We start from the raw sequence: 15,223 nt of genomic DNA on the forward strand, positions 1-15,223 counted from the left end.
CCTATTCGTCCAGGGACCGGGCACTCTACCGATTCGGAGGGGTTTGGGGGAGAGTTTCGGGCGCCTGGATACACGAAGGGCCGGTGTGGTCGTCCACACCGGCCCTTCGGGCGGAGATCAGCCCGCCTTGGCGATCGACTCCTCGAACTCCTTGCGGATCTTGTCGCCGCCGCCGCTCTTCCACTCCTCCACGACCGACTTGAAGTCCGTCAGGGGCCGACGGCCGCTGACGGCGTCCTCGACGTACTCGTAGACCTTCGAGGTGAGCGACTGGCCCTTGTCGATGTTGGTCTCGGAGTAGTGGCCGAGGATCGGGCTCGGCTGGGAGATCTCCAGCAGTTGCTGCTGGGCGGTGTGGATGGCCTTGGTGGTCTCGTCCATGCCCGGGTAGTAGAGGAACTCGGGCGACTGGGTCATGAACTTGAGCTGGTTGGAGAAGGCGAGCTGCGGCTCACCCTCCTTCGTCTTGACCGGCGCGCCCTTCTCCATCGTGTGCTGGGCGCCGGCGACGCCGTAGTTGAGGAAGAACCACTCCTCGCTGCCGAACGGCGCGGCCAGGTAGTCCAGCACCTTGAGCAGCATCTTGGTCTTCTTCTCGTCGTTCTTGTTGCTGATGCCGGTGAAGCCGACCGAGCCTCTGGCCAGGTTGTGCACGCCCTTGCCCCCGTCGTGGCCGAAGGGGACGAACGTGGTCATCTCCCAGGCCTTGCCGTACCCCGGCTGGTTGGGGACGCCGACCCAGCCCGCGCCGGACAGGACCTGCGCGGCGACCGTGCCCTGGGCGACCTTCGAGGCGATGTCGGTGATCTTCGGGTCGGGGTAGAAGACCCCGGCCTTGAACGCCTTGATCGCCATCTCGATGGCCGAGACGTACTCCTGCGTCTCGAACATGTGGGTGAGCTTGCCGCCCTCCAGCTTCCACGTGTTGACGCCGCGGAAGATCTGGTTGAACTGGGCCACGGCGTTGACGTAGGCGGGCTCCAGCGCCCAGCGGCCCGCCTTGGCGTCGGTGAGCTGCTTGAACTTCTCGATCAGCTCGTCGGGGGACTTGGCGGTGAAGCCGTCCACGGAGTCCCAGGACTTCTTGTTGCCGGCGTAGACCTGGCCGAAGAAGCTGTAGGGCACCGGGACGCCCCAGATCTTGCCGTTCATGACCGCCGCCTGCCAGGTCATCTCCTGGAAGTTGGCCAGGTTCGGGTACTCCTTGACCGCGTCCCCGGACACGAACGGGGTGAGGTCGACGAACATGGCCTCGGCGAGCTGGGCGACCTTGGTGATGCCCTGGTTCGGCGCCACCCACATGAAGTCCTTGATGTCGCCGCCGGCGACCGTGGTGTTGAACTTCGTCGGGTAGCCCTCGTCGTTGCCGGTGTCGAGCTGGAAGGTGACGCCGAGGCGCTTGTTGACCTCCTGCCAGAAGGCGTTGGCGTCCATCTGGGGCACGATCGGACCGTCGTAGTAGGTCAGGCCGGTGATCGTCGAGCCGTCGCCCGGCACCGCCTTCACCGTCTTGACGGGGCTCGCCGGGAACTTCAGGTAGCCCGGGTCCAGTCCCTGCGCGTTGCCCGGCAGGTCGGGGGCGGGGCCGGCGAACGGCACGTACGTCGGCATCTTCAGCGGGCCGCCCGCGGCTCCGGTCTTGGAGCCCGCGGTGCCGCCGCCCGAGGTGGAGCAGCCGGTGACCGCGACTGCCGCGGTCAACCCGGCCAGGCCCAGGAAGGAACGCCGGTTCAGGTTCATGGTGCAGGCTCCTTTTAGCCCTTGATGGCGCCCGTGAGGACGCCCTTGACGAAGTACTTCTGGAGGAAGGGGTAGACGCACACGATGGGGGCCACGGCGCAGACCAGGACCGCCATCTTGATCGCCTGGCCCGGAGGGAGACTGGCGATGCCGAGGTCACCGGCGTTCATCTCGCCGGCCTCGATGATGTAGGAGCGCAGGACCATCTGGAGCGGGTACTTGTCCGGCTGGACGTAGATCATCGCGTTGAAGAAGGCGTTCCAGTAGCTGACCGCGTAGAACAGGCCGACGACCGCCAGCACCGCCTTCGACAGCGGGAGGATCACCTTGCGCAGGATCGTCATGTCCGTGGCGCCGTCCATGCGGGCGGCGTCGAGCAGTTCGTTCGGCACGTTCATGAAGAACTGCCTGACGACGATCACGTTGAAGGCGTTGAGCAGCACCGGCAGGATCAGCGCCGCGTAGGTGTCGAGCATGCCGAGCTGCTTGACCATGAGGAAGCTCGGGATGATTCCCGGTGCGAAAAGGAACGTTCCCAGCATCATCAACACGATCCAGCGGCTGCCGAGTGAGCCGGGGCGGCTCGTCCCGTAGGCCAGCATGATCGTGGCGAGCATGCTCAGCGCGGTCCCGACCACCGTGATGCCGACGGTGACGAGCGCGGCCTTGGTGACCACGCCGCCCGACAGCAGGACCTGGTAGGCGTCGAACGTCGGCCGCGACGGGATGAGCACCCAGCCGCCCGCCTCGCGCAGCTCGTCGGCGCTGGCCAGGCTGGTGCCGACGGCCAGGACGAACGGGTAGAGCACGAGCACGCAGATGATCGCGAGGGCGATGCCCTTGGTGGCGCGGCCGAGGACCGTGGGCCTCTCCATCCACGGCGGCATCGGCGGCAGCGCGAACGGATTCCTCATCGGCTGTACACCCCTTGTTCTCCGAGCCTGTGTGCCAGCTTGTTGGCCGCGAACATCAGCGCGGCGCCGATGATGCCCTTCATCAGGCCCGCGGCGGTGCTCATCCCCCACTCGCCGTTGATCAGGCCGTTCTGGAAGACGTAGGTGTCGATCACCTCTGAGGCGTTGGCGCCGACGAATTTTCGCTGCAGCAGGATCTGCTCGAAGCCGACCGAGAGGATGTCACCCAGCCGCAGGATGAACAGCATGATCAGCACGGGCCTGATGCCGGGCAGCGTCACGTGCCACAACCTGCGCCACCTGCCGCCGCCGTCCACGGCCGCCGCCTCGTAGAGGTTCTGGTCCACGGCGACCAGCGCGGCCAGGAACATGATCGTCCCCCACCCGCAGTCCTTCCAGACGACCTGGCTGGTCATCAGCAGGGAGAACGTGTCGGGGTTGTTCATGATGTTCAGGATGCCGATGTCGTTCTGGCGCAGGAACATGTTGAGCGAGCCCGCGCCCCCGAAGACCTGCTGGAACATCGCCACGACGATGACCCACGACATGAAGTGCGGCAGGTAGACGACGGTCTGCACGATGCGCTTGAGCCGGCTGCCCAGCATGCTGTGCAGCAGCAGCGCCAGCCCCAGCGGAGCCGGGAAGAACAGCACGAGCTGGAGCAGCGTGATCTCCAGCGTGTTCCCGACCGCCTTCCAGAAGGCGTCGTCCTCCAGCATCGCGGTGAAGTTCTCGAAGCCGACGAAGGCGCTGCCGGTGAAGCCCAGGAACGGGGAGTAGTCCTGGAACGCCACGACGTTGCCGAGCAGCGGGATGTAGAAGAACAACACGAAGTACAGCGCACCCGGCAGGGCGAGGAAGAACAGGGTCTTGTCCCTACGCCAGCGCCCGGCGCGCTTCCCGCCCGCCTCGCCCTCGGTACGGCGTTGCCCCTTCGGGGGGCGCACTGCCGACTCGACCGTCGTCACGTCTCACCTTCGTCCGGATTATTGGGGGATTGATCCGACATCGTGCGAGATGCCAACCGCCCTGGTCAATAGTGTTCGCCGTATTTATGAAAGAGACATCTTTAATCACCGTTGGGCACACGTTAGCCTGTCCGCCATGCTGCAACCCCACGAGGCCGTCTCCTTCTGGGCTCCCGCCGAGCTCGGCAACCACCGCGTGACCGTCCTGGTAGAGGCGGAAACCCCGCTGGTGACGGTGCCCGTGCCCTGGATCACGCCCCAGCACCACCGGGGCTCCGGCCTCGTGCGCACCCCCGCCGGGGAGGAGGTCGGCCGCGCCCACGCCGTCCCCGGCGGGTACGCGTTCGCGCCCTCCCGCGGCAGCGGACGCTACGTGCTCTACTACACTGCGTACGAGAACGCGGCCACCCCGCAGTACCCTCAGCACGAGTACCTCCAGCCCGCCGGTGACCTGCCGGAAGGCCCCTCCACCCGGTGCGTGGTCGAGTCCTATGAGGCCCGCACCGAGCACGACCGCTACACCGACATGGAGCGCCCGGCCCCGCCCCAGGAGGGCTTCCTGGCCTTCGGCGAGAGCCGCGAGCACCCGATCCGGATGCGCGCCCTGCCCGCCCGCTGGCTGGAGCGCGAGCCCGGTCCCGTCCGGCTGAGCGCCGACCGCGGCGACTTCCTCGCCTTCCAGATCGGCGTGTACGGCTCCCGCCCCCTGCGCGACGTCCGCCTCGAATGCGACCTGCCCGGCTTCACCTGTTTCACCCTCGGCGGCACCGACCATCTGGGCCGCGCGTTCACCCGGCGCCTGGATGTGAGCGAGCACACAGTGCAAGCGCTCTGGTGCGGAGCGCTCATTTCCGAAAGCGAGTTCACTGTCCGGGTGCTCACGGAGGGCGAACAGCCGCGCACGGTCCACTTCGCCGTGGACCTCACCGATCGGAGCTCCGACGACCACGGCGACGGCGATCCGGCCAAGCTGTCGCGGCTGCGCTGGCTCGACTCCCGCCGCTTCGCCGACGACACCGTGGTGCGCCCGTTCACGCCGGTCACCGTGGACGGGCCGCGGCTCGGCGTGCTCGGCCGCACGGTCACGCTCGGCCCCGACGGGCTGCCCGCCGCGCTGACCTCCTCCTTCACGCCCGAGGTGACGCTCGGGCAGGAGCCCGTGCAGGTGCTGTCAGGGCCGGTCGGCTTCACGGTCCCCGGCCGGGCATGGGTGAGCGACGGGTGGCGGATCACCGCGCACACCGACGCCGCGGTGAGCTGGGTGTCGCGATGGCGGGCCGGGGAGCTCACGCTCGACCTCGACGGGCGGCTGGAGTTCGACGGGACGCTGGACTACCGGCTCGAACTGTCCGCCGGGGCCGCCGCCGACCTCGACGACACCCGGCTGGAGGTGCCGCTGGCGGCACTGCCGTACCAGATGGGGCTGGGGCGGCCCGGAGGGGCGCGCTCCGACCTCGACTGGCGCTGGGACGTCAGCCACAACCAGGACGCGGTGTGGGTCGGCGGGGTCAACGCCGGCGTGCAGGTCAGGCTGAGCGACGAGCACTACACGCGCCCGCTCAACACGAACTTCTACCACCAGCGCCCGCTCGTGCTGCCCGCCTCGTGGCACAACGGCGGGCGCGGCGGCGTGCGGCTCGACGACGAGCGCCTGCTCTGCTACGGCGGGCCGCGCCGGATGGCGGCGGGGGAGCGGCTCCGCTTCGACGTACGGCTGACGCTGACGCCGTTCAAGCCGATCGACACCGCCGCCCACTTCCGCGAGCGCTACTTCCACGCCTACCGGCCCGCCCACGAGGTCGTGGCGGCCGGCGCCACCGTCGTGAACACCCACCACGCCACCGAGGTCAACCCCTACATCAACTACCCGTTCCTGGCCGTGGACCGGCTCAAGGACTACGTGAACGAGCTCCACGCGGCCGGCCTGCGCGGCAAGGTCTACTACACGGTCCGCGAGCTGACCACGCGGGCGCCCGAGCTGTGGGCGCTGCTCAGCCTGGGCGACGAGGTGCTGGCCGCCGGGCCGGGCGGCGGCGCCGCCTGGTCACGCGAGCACGTCGGCGACGGGCGGCTGCCCGCCTGGTTCGCCACCGGCACCGAGGACTCCTCGCTCATCACCAGCGGGCAGTCGCGCTGGCACAACTTCTACGTCGAGGGCCTGGACTGGCTCGTGCGCAACGTCGGCATCGACGGCGTCTACCTCGACGACCTCGGCTTCGACCGCGAGGTGATGAAGCGCGTCAGGCGGGTCCTGGACCAGCGGCCCGCACCGCTCGTCGACCTGCACTCGGCCAACCAGTTCAACGCCAAGGACGGCTTCGCCAGCAGCGCCAACCTCTACCTGGAGCATCTGCCGTACGTGGACCGGCTGTGGTTCGGCGAGTACTTCGACTACGCCGCGCACCCCGACCAGTGGCTGGTCGAGACGTGCGGCATTCCGTTCGGCGTGATGGGCGACATGCTGCAGGACGGCGGCCACCCCTGGCGCGGCCTCGTCTACGGCATGACCAGCCGCGTCTACGGCGGCGACGGCGACCCGCGCGGCATGTGGCGGCTGTTCGACGCCTGCGACCTGCCCTCGGCGGCGATGTACGGCTACTGGTCGCCCTCGGCGCCGGTGCGCGTCTCCTCTCCGGCCCGTGCCACCACCTACGTCGGGCCCGCCGGGTCCCTGGTCGCGATCGGGAGCTGGCACGACGGGCCGGCCGAGGTCAAGCTGGAGATCGACTGGGACGCGCTCGGCCTCGACCCGCGTACCGCCGTGGTGCGCTCGCCCGCCGTCGAGGGACTGCAGGAGGCGGCGCTGTTCTCCGCCTACAAGCCGGTGCCGGTCGAGGGCGGGCGGGTGCTGTGGATCAGCGGTCCACGATCTCGTTCTTCCCGATGATCACCACGCCGCCCCGGGTCAGGGCGAAGCGCGTGCGGTCGTAGTCCAGGTCGAAGCCGATCCTGGCGCCGTCGGGGATCACCACGTTCTTGTCGACGATCGCCCGCCGCACGATCGCGCCCCTGCCGACCTTGACGTTGTCCATCAGCACCGAGTCCTCCACCAGCGAGTGCGAGTGGAGGACCACCTTCGGCGACAGGATCGAGCGCACCGCGGTGCCGCCCGAGACGATCACGCCGGGGGAGACCAGCGAGTCGATCGCCCGGCCCACCCGGTCGCCGTCGTTGTGCACGAACTTCGCCGGCGGCAGCGGGTCGTGGCCGGTGAAGATGGGCCAGCGGTCGTTGTACAGGTTGAAGATCGGGTGCGCCGCGATGAGGTCCATGTGGGCCTCGTAGTAGGCGTCGAGCGTGCCGACGTCGCGCCAGTAGCCGCGGTCGCGCTCGCTGGAGCCGGGCACCACGTTGTTGGCGAAGTCGTAGACCTCGGCGCCGCCCGACTTGACCATCATCGGGATGATGTTCCCGCCCAGGTCGTGCTTGCTGGTCGGGTCGAGGGCGTCCTCGCGCAGTGCGTCGATCATCGCCTGGGTCTTGAACACGTAGTTGCCCATCGAGGCGAACACCTCGTCGGGGGAGTCGGCCAGGCCCACCGCGTCCTTCGGCTTCTCGCGGAAGGCGACGATCTTGTGTCCCGCGGGGTCGGTCTCGATCACCCCGAACTGGTCGGCCAGCGACAGCGGCTGCCGGATCGCCGCCACCGTGACGTCCGCGCCCGACGCCTCGTGCTGGGCGACCATCTGGCGCGGGTCCATCCGGTAGATGTGGTCGGCGCCGAACACGATCACGTGCTCGGGCATCTCGTCGTAGATCAGGTTGAGGTTCTGGAACAGCGCGTCGGCCGAGCCGGAGAACCAGCGCGGCCCCAGCCGCTGCTGCGCGGGCACCGGCGTCACGTAGTTGCCCAGCATCGCCGACAGCCGCCACGTGCTCGACACGTGCCGGTCGAGGCTGTGGTTCTTGTACTGCGTGAGCACCACGATCTTCAGATAGCCGCCGTTGGCCAGGTTCGACAGCACGAAGTCGACCAGCCGGTACATCCCGCCGAAGGGCACAGCCGGTTTCGCCCTGTCCGCGGTCAGCGGCATGAGCCGCTTGCCTTCTCCACCGGCCAGCACCACTGCGAGAACCCTGGGGGACGTCATGACCAGGAAGCTACCCCGAAAACCGGCAAGTACGAACAACCTCCGCGCACTGATGATCCGACCTGTCGCACTCCTTCGTTAAGGTGGGGTCCGTGCGCGTCGATCTGCTCAGCCGGGAGTATCCGCCGGAGGTCTACGGCGGAGCCGGAGTCCACATGGAGTACCTGGCCCGCGAGCTGCGCCGGCTGGCCGACGTGCGGGTGCGCTGCTTCGGCGCGGCCCGCGAGGAGCCCGGCGTGTCGGCCTACCGGGTGCCGGGCGGGCTGGAGACGGCCAACGCGGCGCTGCAGGTGCTGGGCGTCGACCTGGAGATGGCGGCCGCCTGCGAGGGCGCGTCCGTCGTGCACTCCCACACCTGGTACGCCAACTTCGCCGGCCACGTCGCCAAGATGCTCCACGGGGTGGCCCACGTCGTGACCACCCACAGCCTGGAGCCGCTGCGCCCGTGGAAGGCCGAGCAGCTCGGCGGCGGCTACACGATCTCCTCCTGGGCCGAGCGGACCGCCCTGGCCTCGGCCGACGCGGTGATCGCGGTGTCTGAGGGCATGCGCGCGGACGTGCTGGCCGCCTATCCGGAGATCGCGCCGGAGCGGGTGAGCGTGATCCACAACGGCATCGACACCGTCGAGTACGCGCCGGATCCGGGCCTCGAAGTCCTGAAAAAGCACGGCATCGACCCGGCGCGGCCGTACGTGATCTTCGTGGGCCGGATCACCCGCCAGAAGGGGCTGGTCCACCTCCTGCGCGCGGCGCGGTCCTTCGCGCCCGGCGCGCAGATCGTGCTCTGCGCCGGCGCGCCCGACACGCCCGAGATCGCCGCCGAGGTCGCCGGCCTCGTCGAGGGCCTGGCCGGCTCGCGCGACGGCGTCGTCTGGATCTCCGAGATGCTGCCCAAGCCCGAGGTGATCCAGTTGCTCACGCACGCGCGGGTGTTCGTCTGCCCGTCGGTGTACGAGCCGATGGGCATCGTCAACCTGGAGGCCATGGCCTGCGAGACCGCCGTGGTGGCCACCGCGACCGGCGGCATCCCCGAGGTCGTGGCCGACGGCGACACCGGCCTGCTCGTGCCCATCTCCGGCGGCCCCGACGGCGAGCCCCACGACCCGGAACGCTTCGCCGCCGACCTCGCCGAGCGCGTCAACGCCCTCCTCGCCGACCCCGGCCGGGCCCGCGAGCTGGGCCTGGCCGGCCGCGCCAGGGCCGTCGAGCACTTCTCCTGGGAACGCATCGCCGCCCGCACCCTCAGCCTCTACACCTCCCTGACCTGAGGGGTCAGCGGGAGATGTGGTGGAGGATGACGTTGTGCACGTGGTGGGCCTTGTTGTCGCCGCGGAAGTCCACCTCGTAGGTGTGCGTCCCCACGTGGATGGCGATCGCGCCCGAGGAGAAGAAGCCGCCCGCGAACGACTTGTTGCTGACCACGCTGACCGCGGAGATCTTGCTGTAGGGGATGCTGGTGATCGCGATCCGCTTGCCCACGAACGACTTGTCCTGGACGATCACCCGCCGGTCGGTCAGCCCGAGGAACCCGGTGCCCGCCCCGATCGCGTCGTAGACCGCGATGATCCGCTCACCGGGCAGCAGCCCGCTCTCGATCTGTTTGAGCTGTTCTTTCCGGTCATAGGGGATGTCAGCCATGCCGGGCCAACGAACGGCCCGGCGACCCGGGTTCCGCACGGCTAAATGGGTCTTGCCCGCCTCCGGGTTCGGGATCACCCTGAAAGCCAGGAGGCCTGCCATGACGCATCCCCTCGGAGTCAGCCGCCCCGATCTCACCGTCGCCGACCTGCCCACTCCGGAAGAGGTCTTCAAGGTCAACCGCATCGGCCCGAAGGAGCTGTTCAAGTACGCGGTCGGCCCGAGCCTCATCGCCCTCGGCATCTCCATCGGCAGCGGCGAATGGCTGCTCGGCCCCCTCAACGTCGGCCAGTACGGCTTCGTCGGCGTCGGCTGGGTCATCCTGGTCTCGGCGCTGCTGCAGACGTTCTACAACGTCGAGTGCTCGCGCTACGTGCTGGCCACCGGCGAGACCCCGGTCGTGGGGTGGGGCCGGGTGCCGCCGGGCTGGTTCCTGTGGGTGCCGCTGTCCGTGCTCGTGGTCATCTTCGCGTTCATCGCCGGCGGCTGGGCCGCCTCCGCGGGCCAGGGCCTCTACGCGCTCGTCCACGGCAGCATCGCCCCCGCCGGCGCCGAGGAGCCGAGGCTGTGGGCGATCGCCCTGCTCGTCCTGGTCTTCGTCATCGCCGCCTCGGCCCGCCGGATCAGCCGCGCCCTGGAGCTGGCCAACTGGGTGATGATCAGCGTGATCCTGCTCGGGCTGCTGGCCATCGACCTGTTCGTGGTGCCGTTCTCCCTGTGGTGGGAGGGCATCCGCGGCTTCTTCACCCCGGCCGCGCCGCCCGCCGGCATCACCGCCACGCAGCTCGGCGCGCTGGCCGGGTTCACGGCGCTGGCCTCGGGCCTCAACTGGTACGTGATGGGTCACTACCGCGACAAGGGCTACGGCATGGGCTACCGCGCCGGCTTCATCTCCGGCCTGCGCGGCGGCCGCAAGGAGATCCTGGCCAGCGGCGTCACCTTCCCCGACGACGAGCGCAACCGCGGCCTGTGGCGCCGCTGGTACCGGCTGCTGCTGACCGACATGTGGGGCGTCTTCTTCGTCGGCGCCATGCTCGGCATGCTGCTGCCCACGATCCTCATGTCCCAGGCCGTCGCCCTGTCGGGGGAGCGGCCCACCAGGGCCAACGTCCCGACGTTCGTGGCCGCCGCGCTCGGCGACGAGTACGGCCGCACGCTCTTCTACGTCGCCCTCGTGCTCGGCGTCCTGATCCTCTTCTCGACGCAGCTCGGCATCTTCGAGGCGATGGTCCGCGTGACCACGGACGCGGCCCACGCCACCAGCCCGCGCCTGCGCGCGCTGATCGAGGGCGACCCCCGGCGCTTCTACTACCCGTTCATGATCGTGCTGCTGGTGATCATCTCGATCGTCATCCACCTGGCGCTGCCGGTCGGCCTGGTGGAGTGGTCGGCCAACCTCTCGAACCTGGGCGCGCTGATCTACCCGTTCCTGCTCATCTATCTGAACCGCCGGCTGCCCCGCCCGGCCCGGCCGCGCGTGTGGCACTACGTCATCCTCATCCTGAACTTCCTGTTCTTCGGCTTCTTCTTCGTCAACTTCGTCGCCGACACCTTCGGGGCGCCGCTGGTCACGTTCTAGGCCACGATGGGTGGATGCGCCCATCGGACGACGTACTGACCGCCTTCGGCCTCACCGGCCCCGCCCGCCCGCTCGTCGGCGGTCAGGGCGAGAGTTACCGGGCCGGTGACGCGGTGCTGAAGCCCGCCGGCGACGTGGAGGAGGCCGAGTGGGCGGCCCGGGTGCTCGGCGGGCTGCCGTCGGGCGCCGGTTTCCGGGTGCCGCGCCCGCTGCCCGCCCGCGACGGCGGCCACGTCGCCCACGGCTGGTCCGCCACCGAGTTCACCGAGGGCACGCCCCTCACGGACGGTCCGCCGTCGACGGATGGCGCGCTCAAGCGGGACGACCCGTCAGGCCGAGGTGGCTTGTCGGGCCGGGACGGCTTGTCAGGGCGAGACGGCGTGTCGGGCCGGGATGGCTTGTCAGGGCGGGACGGCTCGTCGGGGCGGGACGGCTCGGGGCGGGATGGGCGGTGGTTGGAGTTGCTGGTGGCCGGTCGGGCCTTTCACCGGGCGCTGCGGTCCGTGCCGCGCCCGGCGCTGCTGGACCGTCGCGACCACGCCTGGGCTGTGGCCGACCGCATCGCGTGGGGGGAGCGGGCGCCGGTCGAGGGTCCCGCAGGTCTTCTGGAACGGCTGCGCCGCCTCCCCGCCCCGCCCGAGGCGCCGAGCCGGCTCGTCCACGGCGACCTGACCGGCAACGTCCTGTTCCACCCCGGGCACCCACCGGCGGTGATCGACTTCTCGCCCTACTGGCGGCCCACCGGTTACGCCGAGGCCGTGGTCGTCGCCGACGGCCTCCTCTACCATGGCGCCCATCCGGCCCTGGTCGAGGAGGTGGACGGCGGCGCCCGCATGGTCGCCCGCGCACTGGTCTTCCGGCTGGCGACCTCGGTACTCCTGCCCGGAGACATCCCAGACGAGGAGGTAGAGCGCTTCGTCCACGCCACCACCGTCATCGAGGCCGCAGCAAGATGACCTGCGGCCGCCACATCTGGAGACGCGCCTACCGCCTGGCGGCGACGCCGCAGGAAGATCAGCTCCGGCGGTCGCCCGGTGGCGGTGGCGTAGGCGGGTCGGCTCCGGCTGTCGCCGGCCGATCGGCTCCGGCTGTCGCCCGGGCGGCGGTGGCGCGGATCGGCTCCGGTTGTCGCCCGGGCGGCGGTGGCGCGGATCGGCTCCGGTTGTCGTCTGGCGGCGGTGGCGTAGGCGGGTCGGCTTCGGTTGTCGCCGGCCGATCGGCTCCGGCTGTCGCCCGGGCGGCGGTGGCGCGGATCGGCTCCGGTTGTCGCCCGGGCGGCGGTGGCGCGGATCGGCTCCGGTTGTCGTCTGGCGGCGGTGGCGTAGGCGGGTCGGCTTCGGTTGTCGCCCCGGAGATGGTGGCGCGCCGCAGTTGGGTGACGTGGTGGCGTCATCTCCGGTGGCGGCGTTGTCGGGTGACGTGGGGCCGTCGCCGGGTGGCGGGGCCGGGGTCTGGTTGGCTCCGGCCGTCGGCGGGGCGTGGGTCAGGTGGTGGGTTCGAGGACGACCACCGGGATGGGGCGGTCGGTCTTCTGCTGGTAGTTGTCGTAGTCGGGCCACGCCCTGGTCATGGCGCCCCACATCCCGGGCTTCTCCTCGTCGGTCGCGGTCCTGGCCCGCGCCTTGAAGATCTTGTCCTTGACCTGGACCTCCGCCTCCGGGTCCGCCAGCAGGTTGGCGTACCAGTCCGGGTGCTCGGGGGCGCCGCCGTTGGAGGCGATGACCGTGTAGGCGTCGCCGTACCTCTGGTAGATGAGCGGGGTGGTGTAGGGGCGGCCTGACGTGCGGCCGCGGGTGGTCAGGAGCAGGACCGTGGTGCCGTTCCAGTCGTGGCCCTCGGCCCCGCCGGTCTGCTGGTATCTCTCGACGTGCTCTTTGCCGTACAGCATGTGGTCGCACCTACCCTGCTACGGCGTGACCTCACCGTTACTCGCCGGGGTCTGTACGAGAAGTTGACGCGGCTGGCACACTCCTTTTCTGTAAGCGCTTACACGCGATTGTGTGTAACCGCTTACACCGCGAGGGAGAAAGACGATGGACGTGACGATTTACGAGGTGGCGCAGCGGGCGGGCGTGTCGATCGCGACCGTGTCGCGCGCGCTGCGCGGCACCGGCCCCGTGGCGTCGAAGACGCGCGAGAAGGTGCTCAAGGCCGTCGAGGAGCTCAACTTCACGCCCAGCCGGCTCGGCGTCAGCCTGGCCGAGGGACGGCACGCCGCCAACGGGATCGTCTTCCCCAACCTGTCCGGCCCCTACTACACCGAGGTCCTCCTGGGCTACGAGGAGGTCGCCTCCGAGCTGGGGCGATCCGTGCTCATCCTGTCCACGACCGGGCGCACGCGAGTGCGTGACCTGGTCAAGGATCTCGCCGGGCGCGTGGACGGGCTGCTGATCTTCGGCCACACCGCGCCGGACGACGTCATCGCCGAGCTGATCGGGGTGGGCATGCCGCTGGTGTTCGTCTCGCGCGAGCCGCTGGCCGGCGCCGACACCCTGCGCGCCGAGAACACCGCCTCCGCCAGACTGCTGGCCGAGCACCTGGCCCTGCACGGCTACGAGCGCTTCGCCTTCCTCGGGGCGCCCCTGGTCACCGGCGACGACGTGGACGAGCGCTGGCAGGGCGTGCGCTCGGTGCTCGGCGCCGCCATCGAGGCGGTGCCCACCGGCCACTACACCGTCGAGGACGGCCATCAGGCGGCGCTGCGCCTGCTCAGGTCACGCGAGCGGCCGCGGGCCATCATCTGCTCCGACGACGAGGTGGCGCTCGGCGCGCTGCTCGCCGCCGAGGAGCTCGGCCTCGCCGTACCGGACGACGTGGCCGTCACCGGCTGGGACGACATCATGGCCGCCCGCCACGCCCGCCCGGCGCTGACCACGATCAGGCAGCCGATGCGCGAGCTCGGCGCCCGCGCGGCCCGCGCGCTCGACGAGCTGATCACCGCGGCGCGCTCCACCCCGAACCACCTCATCCTGACCACCGAGCTGGTGATCCGTGCCAGCTGCGGTCATCACCCCCAGGAGGAACCCCGATGAACACCACCACCAGCCGCTCCGCCGCGGGCCTGCTGGCGCTGGCGATCCTGGCCGCGGGCTGCGGCCGCGAGGCGAACCAGGCTCCGGAACAGGCCAAGGACGTCGCGACCGGCAAGGTCGCGGGCGAGGTCACGGTCTGGGCCATCGGTGAGGAGGGCAAGGCGCTGGGCACGTTCGCGAAGGACTTCGAGTCCGCCAACCCCGGCGTGAAGGTCAACGTGACCCCGATGGGCTGGGACGTCGCGCACGACAAGATCACCTCGGCGATCGCCGGGTCCGCCACCCCCGACGTGAGCATGATCGGCTCGACCTGGGCGGGCGAGCTGTCCAAGACCGGCGCGCTGGAGCCGACGCCCGGCAACCTCATCGACAAGGCCGCGTTCTTCCCCGGCGCCTGGCAGACCGTCGACGTCAACGGCACCGCGTACGGCGTGCCGTGGTACGTCGAGACCCGCGTCCTGTACTACCGCAAGGACCAGGCGGAGAAGGCGGGCGTCGAGCCGCCGAGGACGTGGGCGGAGTGGAAGACGTTCATCAAGGCGCTGCAGGAAAAGGGCGGGGCGAAGAAGGGCTTCCAGCAGGGCTACACCGAGGGCTCCTGGCAGGAGATGGTCCCGCTCATCTGGCAGGCCGGCGGGGAGATCGTCAAGGACGGCAAGTACACCTTCGACACGCCCGAGGCGATCACCGGGCTGAAGCAGTACGCGTCGCTGTTCCAGGAGAAGCTGGCCCCCAACGACACCCCGAAGGGCGGCTTCCCGCAGAACTTCATCAAGGGCGAGGTGGGCGGCTTCGTCTCCGGGCCGTGGATGGCCGGGGTGCTCAACACCGACGGGGGGCCGGGCTTCAAGGACAAGTTCGACGTCGTGCCGTACCCGAAGGGGCCGGTCAGCGGCACCAGCTTCGTCGGCGGCTCCGACCTGGTGGTGTTCAAGAAGGCGCAGAACCGGGACGCGGCCTGGAAGTTCGTCCAGTGGCTGAGCGAGCCCAAGGTGCAGGCCAAGTGGTACACGACGGTCAAGGCGCTGCCGGCCGTACAGTCGGCGTGGCAGGAGCCTGAGCTGACCGCGGACCCGCAGCTCAAGGTCTTCGGCGAGCAGTTGAAGGACGCCAAGACGCCGCCGCCCTACCCGACCTGGGAGCAGCTCGCCAAGGTCATGGAGGGTGAGCTGGAGAAGCTGGCGCTCGGCAGGTCGACGCCGGAGGAGACGGCCAAGGCCATCCAGGCGCAGGCCGACACGATCGGCACCGGCCTGTAATC

12 protein-coding genes are annotated in these 15,223 nt (G+C 69.9%); 6 read left to right on the top strand and 6 right to left on the bottom strand.

Annotated features, from left to right (window positions below; genetic code table 11):
• Nucleotides 1–117: 117 nt before the first annotated feature.
• The 3 genes from ACIBEJ_RS14110 to ACIBEJ_RS14120 are packed head-to-tail and all read right to left on the bottom strand — an operon-like array spanning nt 118 to nt 3,622.
• The gene (locus ACIBEJ_RS14110) at nt 118–1,740 is read right to left on the bottom strand and encodes a substrate-binding domain-containing protein (RefSeq protein ID WP_397183081.1); all 1,623 of its coding nucleotides are present in this window, start codon (nt 1,738–1,740) and stop codon (nt 118–120) included.
• Nucleotides 1,741–1,754: 14 nt separating this feature from the next.
• Complete coding sequence (locus ACIBEJ_RS14115; RefSeq protein ID WP_397183082.1) at nt 1,755–2,654, bottom strand: carbohydrate ABC transporter permease; 900 nt, start codon at nt 2,652–2,654, stop codon at nt 1,755–1,757.
• Nucleotides 2,651–3,622 (bottom strand): ABC transporter permease, encoded by a 972-nt coding sequence (locus ACIBEJ_RS14120; RefSeq protein WP_397183083.1) that lies wholly within the window; start codon nt 3,620–3,622, stop codon nt 2,651–2,653. Before ACIBEJ_RS14120 ends, ACIBEJ_RS14115 begins: the two co-directional genes overlap by 4 nt.
• Before the next feature lie 136 nt (nt 3,623–3,758).
• Between ACIBEJ_RS14120 and ACIBEJ_RS14125 the strand changes: the two genes are divergently transcribed.
• On the top strand, nt 3,759–6,509 hold the full coding sequence (locus tag ACIBEJ_RS14125) for a glycoside hydrolase domain-containing protein (protein ID WP_397183084.1): 2,751 nt from the start codon (nt 3,759–3,761) through the stop codon (nt 6,507–6,509).
• Here ACIBEJ_RS14125 and glgC read toward each other — a convergent pair.
• Nucleotides 6,478–7,713, bottom strand: coding sequence for a glucose-1-phosphate adenylyltransferase (gene glgC / locus ACIBEJ_RS14130; protein ID WP_397183085.1), 1,236 nt, complete (start codon nt 7,711–7,713; stop codon nt 6,478–6,480). The two genes, ACIBEJ_RS14125 and glgC, sit on opposite strands and share 32 nt — an antisense overlap.
• Nucleotides 7,714–7,805: 92 nt before the next feature.
• Here glgC and glgA point away from each other — a divergent pair, with 92 nt between their 5' ends.
• On the top strand, nt 7,806–8,981 hold the full coding sequence (gene glgA, locus ACIBEJ_RS14135; protein WP_397183086.1) for a glycogen synthase: 1,176 nt from the start codon (nt 7,806–7,808) through the stop codon (nt 8,979–8,981).
• A 4-nt stretch (nt 8,982–8,985) separates the two neighbouring features.
• Here the strand turns inward: glgA and ACIBEJ_RS14140 are convergent, their stop codons facing one another.
• The gene (locus tag ACIBEJ_RS14140) at nt 8,986–9,351 is read right to left on the bottom strand and encodes a PH domain-containing protein (RefSeq protein ID WP_397183087.1); all 366 of its coding nucleotides are present in this window, start codon (nt 9,349–9,351) and stop codon (nt 8,986–8,988) included.
• A gap of 100 nt (nt 9,352–9,451) precedes the next feature.
• Between ACIBEJ_RS14140 and ACIBEJ_RS14145 the strand changes: the two genes are divergently transcribed.
• Both ACIBEJ_RS14145 and ACIBEJ_RS14150 read left to right on the top strand, forming a co-directional pair.
• Nucleotides 9,452–10,930 carry an Nramp family divalent metal transporter gene (locus ACIBEJ_RS14145; protein ID WP_397183088.1) on the top strand — a complete coding sequence of 493 codons (1,479 nt, stop codon included), beginning with the start codon at nt 9,452–9,454 and terminating at the stop codon, nt 10,928–10,930.
• 14 nt (nt 10,931–10,944) lie between these two features.
• On the top strand, nt 10,945–11,886 hold the full coding sequence (locus tag ACIBEJ_RS14150) for a hypothetical protein (RefSeq protein WP_397183089.1): 942 nt from the start codon (nt 10,945–10,947) through the stop codon (nt 11,884–11,886).
• A 527-nt stretch (nt 11,887–12,413) separates the two neighbouring features.
• On the opposite strand, the gene ACIBEJ_RS14155 is transcribed toward ACIBEJ_RS14150, so the two are convergent.
• Nucleotides 12,414–12,818, bottom strand: coding sequence for a nitroreductase family deazaflavin-dependent oxidoreductase (locus ACIBEJ_RS14155; protein WP_397183090.1), 405 nt, complete (start codon nt 12,816–12,818; stop codon nt 12,414–12,416).
• A gap of 145 nt (nt 12,819–12,963) precedes the next feature.
• On the opposite strand from ACIBEJ_RS14155, the gene ACIBEJ_RS14160 reads away from it, so the two are divergent.
• Nucleotides 12,964–13,962, top strand: coding sequence for a LacI family DNA-binding transcriptional regulator (locus ACIBEJ_RS14160; RefSeq protein WP_397183091.1), 999 nt, complete (start codon nt 12,964–12,966; stop codon nt 13,960–13,962).
• A complete protein-coding gene (locus tag ACIBEJ_RS14165) occupies nt 13,959–15,221 on the top strand; it encodes a sugar ABC transporter substrate-binding protein (protein ID WP_397183092.1) in 1,263 nt (420 codons plus the stop codon). The genes ACIBEJ_RS14160 and ACIBEJ_RS14165 overlap by 4 nt, the downstream gene beginning before the upstream one ends.
• Nucleotides 15,222–15,223 lie beyond the last annotated feature (2 nt).

Source organism: Nonomuraea sp. NPDC050790 (assembly GCF_044456745.1).
Classification (GTDB): domain Bacteria; phylum Actinomycetota; class Actinomycetes; order Streptosporangiales; family Streptosporangiaceae; genus Nonomuraea.